At 72.0% G+C, this 3,026-nt stretch carries 3 protein-coding genes; all 3 read left to right on the top strand.

Annotated features, from left to right (window positions below; genetic code table 11):
* Window positions 1-1,306, top strand: a 1,306-nt coding sequence (locus P409_RS30500) for a thioredoxin family protein (RefSeq protein WP_034847303.1), incomplete at its 5' end; no start/stop codon positions are given.
* A gap of 16 nt (window positions 1,307-1,322) precedes the next feature.
* Complete coding sequence (gene msrA / locus P409_RS30505; protein ID WP_034847305.1) at window positions 1,323-2,060, top strand: peptide-methionine (S)-S-oxide reductase MsrA; 738 nt, start codon at window positions 1,323-1,325, stop codon at window positions 2,058-2,060.
* A gap of 188 nt (window positions 2,061-2,248) precedes the next feature.
* Window positions 2,249-3,026, top strand: a 778-nt coding sequence (locus tag P409_RS30510) for a c-type cytochrome (protein ID WP_152613633.1), incomplete at its 3' end; no start/stop codon positions are given.

Raw genomic sequence — 3,026 nt, forward strand, 5'->3', positions numbered from 1 at the left:
GAACGGCGCCAACACCGGCACCTCGGTGCTGCTGCTGGCCTATGCGCTGGGCGCCGCCACCTCGCTCGCCCTCGCCCTCCTGGTCGGCGGCCGGGTGTTCAAGGCGATGAAGCGGTCGCTGGGCGTCGGCGAATGGATCCGCCGCGGCCTGGGCGTCGCCGTCCTGGCCGGCGTCGCCGCCATCGCGCTGGGCCTCGACACCGGCCTCCTGACCCGCGTGTCGCTGGCCAGCACCACCTCGCTGGAGCAGGGGCTGATCGACAGGCTGCAGCCGGCGCCCGCCAGCCCGCCCGCCGCCTCCGTCGCCATGACCGGCAGTCCCGCCATGAAGGCCCCGGCCCTGCCGGTGCTGGGCACCTTCCCGTCCCTGTCCGGCGCGGTCGACTGGCTGAACTCCCCGCCCCTGACCGTGGAGGGGCTGAAGGGCAAGGTGGTGCTGGTCGATTTCTGGACCTATTCCTGCATCAACTGCCTGCGCGCCATCCCCTATGTCCGGGCCTGGGCCGAGAAGTACAAGGACCAGGGGCTGGTCGTGATCGGCGTGCACGCGCCCGAATTCGCCTTCGAGCGCAATGTCGACAACGTCCGCAAGGCGATCGCCGATTTGAAGATCGACTACCCGGTGGCGATCGACAACACCTACGCCATCTGGCGCGCCTTCGAGAACGAGTACTGGCCGGCGCATTACTTCATCGATGCCGAAGGCCGGATCCGGCACGAGCATTTCGGCGAAGGCGACTACGACCAGTCCGAACGGGTGATCCAGCAGCTGCTGGCCGAGGCCGGGCACAAGGATGTCGCCGGCGGCCTGGCCACGGTCGACGCCCGGGGCGCCGAGGCGGCCTCGGACCAGGCCGATGTGCGGTCGCCCGAGACCTATCTCGGAAGCAACCGGGCCGAGAACTTCGTCTCGCCCGGCGGCTTCGTCCAGAACGCCAGCCATGTCTACGCCGCCGGCTCGCCGCGCCTGAACCAGTGGGGCCTGACCGGCGACTGGACGGTCAGCGGCGAGCATGCCGCGCTGAACCAGCCGGATGGCGGCATCGTCACCCGCTTCCACGCCCGCGACCTGCACCTGGTGCTGGGGCCGGCGGCGGACGGCAGGCCGGTGCGCTTCCGCGTCACCATCGACGGCCAGGCGCCGGGCGACAGCCACGGCACCGACACCGACGCCGCCGGCCAGGGCACCGTGACCGGCCAGCGCCTGTACCAGCTGGTGCGGCAGGACGGCCCGGTGGCCGACCGCACCTTCGAGATCCGGTTCCTGGACCCCGGCGTCCAGGCCTTCGCCTTCACCTTCGGCTGACAGCGGAGCTGAGCCCATGCCCCTCTTCCCGATCCGACCCTCCGCCGCCTGGCGGCGCCTGCCGGCCCTCGCCGGCGCCCTGTCGCTGCTGGCGGTCGCCGCCGGCCTTGCGGTCACCCGATCCTCGGCCGAGGAGGCGCGGCTGGTGCCCCCGCCGGCGGTCGACGAAAGCGCCGATTCCGGCGCCGCGACCGAGACCGCGGTGCTGGCCGGCGGCTGCTTCTGGGGCGTCCAGGGCGTGTTCCAGCACGTCAAGGGCGTCACCAGCGCCGTCTCCGGCTATGCCGGCGGCGACGCGCGGACGGCGCAGTACGAGACCGTCAGCGGCGGCGACACCGGCCATGCGGAGTCGGTCAAGATCACCTACGACCCGCACCAGATCAGCTATGGCCGCATCCTGCAGATCTACTTCTCGGTGGCGCATGACCCGACCCAGCTGAACCGCCAGGGCCCGGACAGCGGCACCCAGTACCGCTCCGCGATCTTCCCGGCGGATGCGGAGCAGGCGCGGGTGGCCAAGGCCTATGTCGACCAGTTGAACCAGGCCGGGACGTTCGACGCCGCGATCGTCACGAAGATCGAGCCGGGACGATCCTTCTATCCGGCCGAGGACTACCACCAGGATTACCTGACCCTGCACCCGACCAGCCCCTACATCGCCATCAACGACCTGCCGAAGGTCGAGGCGCTGCAGCGGCTGTTCCCGGACTCCTACCGCGCCGACCCGGTGCTGGTCTCGGCGCAGACGAACTGACGGCCGGGGCGGAGGAGGAGAGCCCTCCTCCGCCCCGGCGCGGCAACGCCTGCATGAGCCAGGCGCAGGGCGGCGGCGACAAATCGCCCCTGGCCAGGACGGGAATCTCGTCCGACCATCGCATATCCAGGAATGCACCGGCTGAAGGCCCGTGAGAGGTCCGGCCGGCAGGCAAGGGACGGATCTTCATGGGGCTGCTGCGCGCCGGCCGCATCGTGCTGGGAGTCGGGCTGCTGCTGGCCGTCGGCGGCGCGGCGGGTCTGGCCGCCTATGGCTGGCGCCCGGCGATCGACCCGATCGACCCGCCGGCCGCCGCGAGCTTCGACCCGGCGCTGGTGCAGCAGGGCGCCGAGCTGGCCTCGGTCGGCAATTGCGGCACCTGCCACACCGCCCCGGGCGGCAGGGCCTTCGCCGGCGGCCTGCCCCTGCCGACGCCCTTCGGCACGATCCACTCCACCAACATCACCCCCGACCCGGAGACCGGCATCGGCCGCTGGTCCGAGGCGGCGTTCCAGCGGGCGATGCGCGAGGGCGTCGACCGCGCCGGCCGCAATCTCTATCCCGCCTTCCCCTACGACCACTTCATCCTGGTCACCGACGCGGACAACCAGGCGCTCTACGCCTTCCTGATGACGCGCCAGCCGGTGGCGGCGCGGGCGCCGGCCAACGACCTGCCCTTCCCGCTGAACCAGCGCTTCGTCCTGGCCGGCTGGAAGCTGCTGTTCCTCCAGCCCGGGCCCTACAAGCCCGACCCGGCGCATGACGCGGCCTGGAACCGCGGCGCCTATCTGGCCGAGGGGCTGGCCCATTGCGGCGCCTGCCACACGCCGCGCAACCTCTTCGGCGCCGAACGGACCAGCCAGCGCTTCGCCGGCGGCGACGCCGAAGGCTGGCACGCCGTGCCGATCGGCAGCGGGTCGCCGGCCCCGGTGCCCTGGACCGCGGAGTCGCTGTTCCAGTATCTGC

The sequence above is a fragment of the Inquilinus limosus MP06 genome (assembly GCF_000767795.1).
Classification (GTDB): domain Bacteria; phylum Pseudomonadota; class Alphaproteobacteria; order DSM-16000; family Inquilinaceae; genus Inquilinus; species Inquilinus limosus_E.

What these genes read in the sequence shown, in the direction of transcription:
- msrA (WP_034847305.1), top strand. Translation starts at nt 1,323, where the DNA reads ATGCCCCTCTTCCCGATCCGACCCTCCGCCGCCTGGCGGCGCCTGCCG.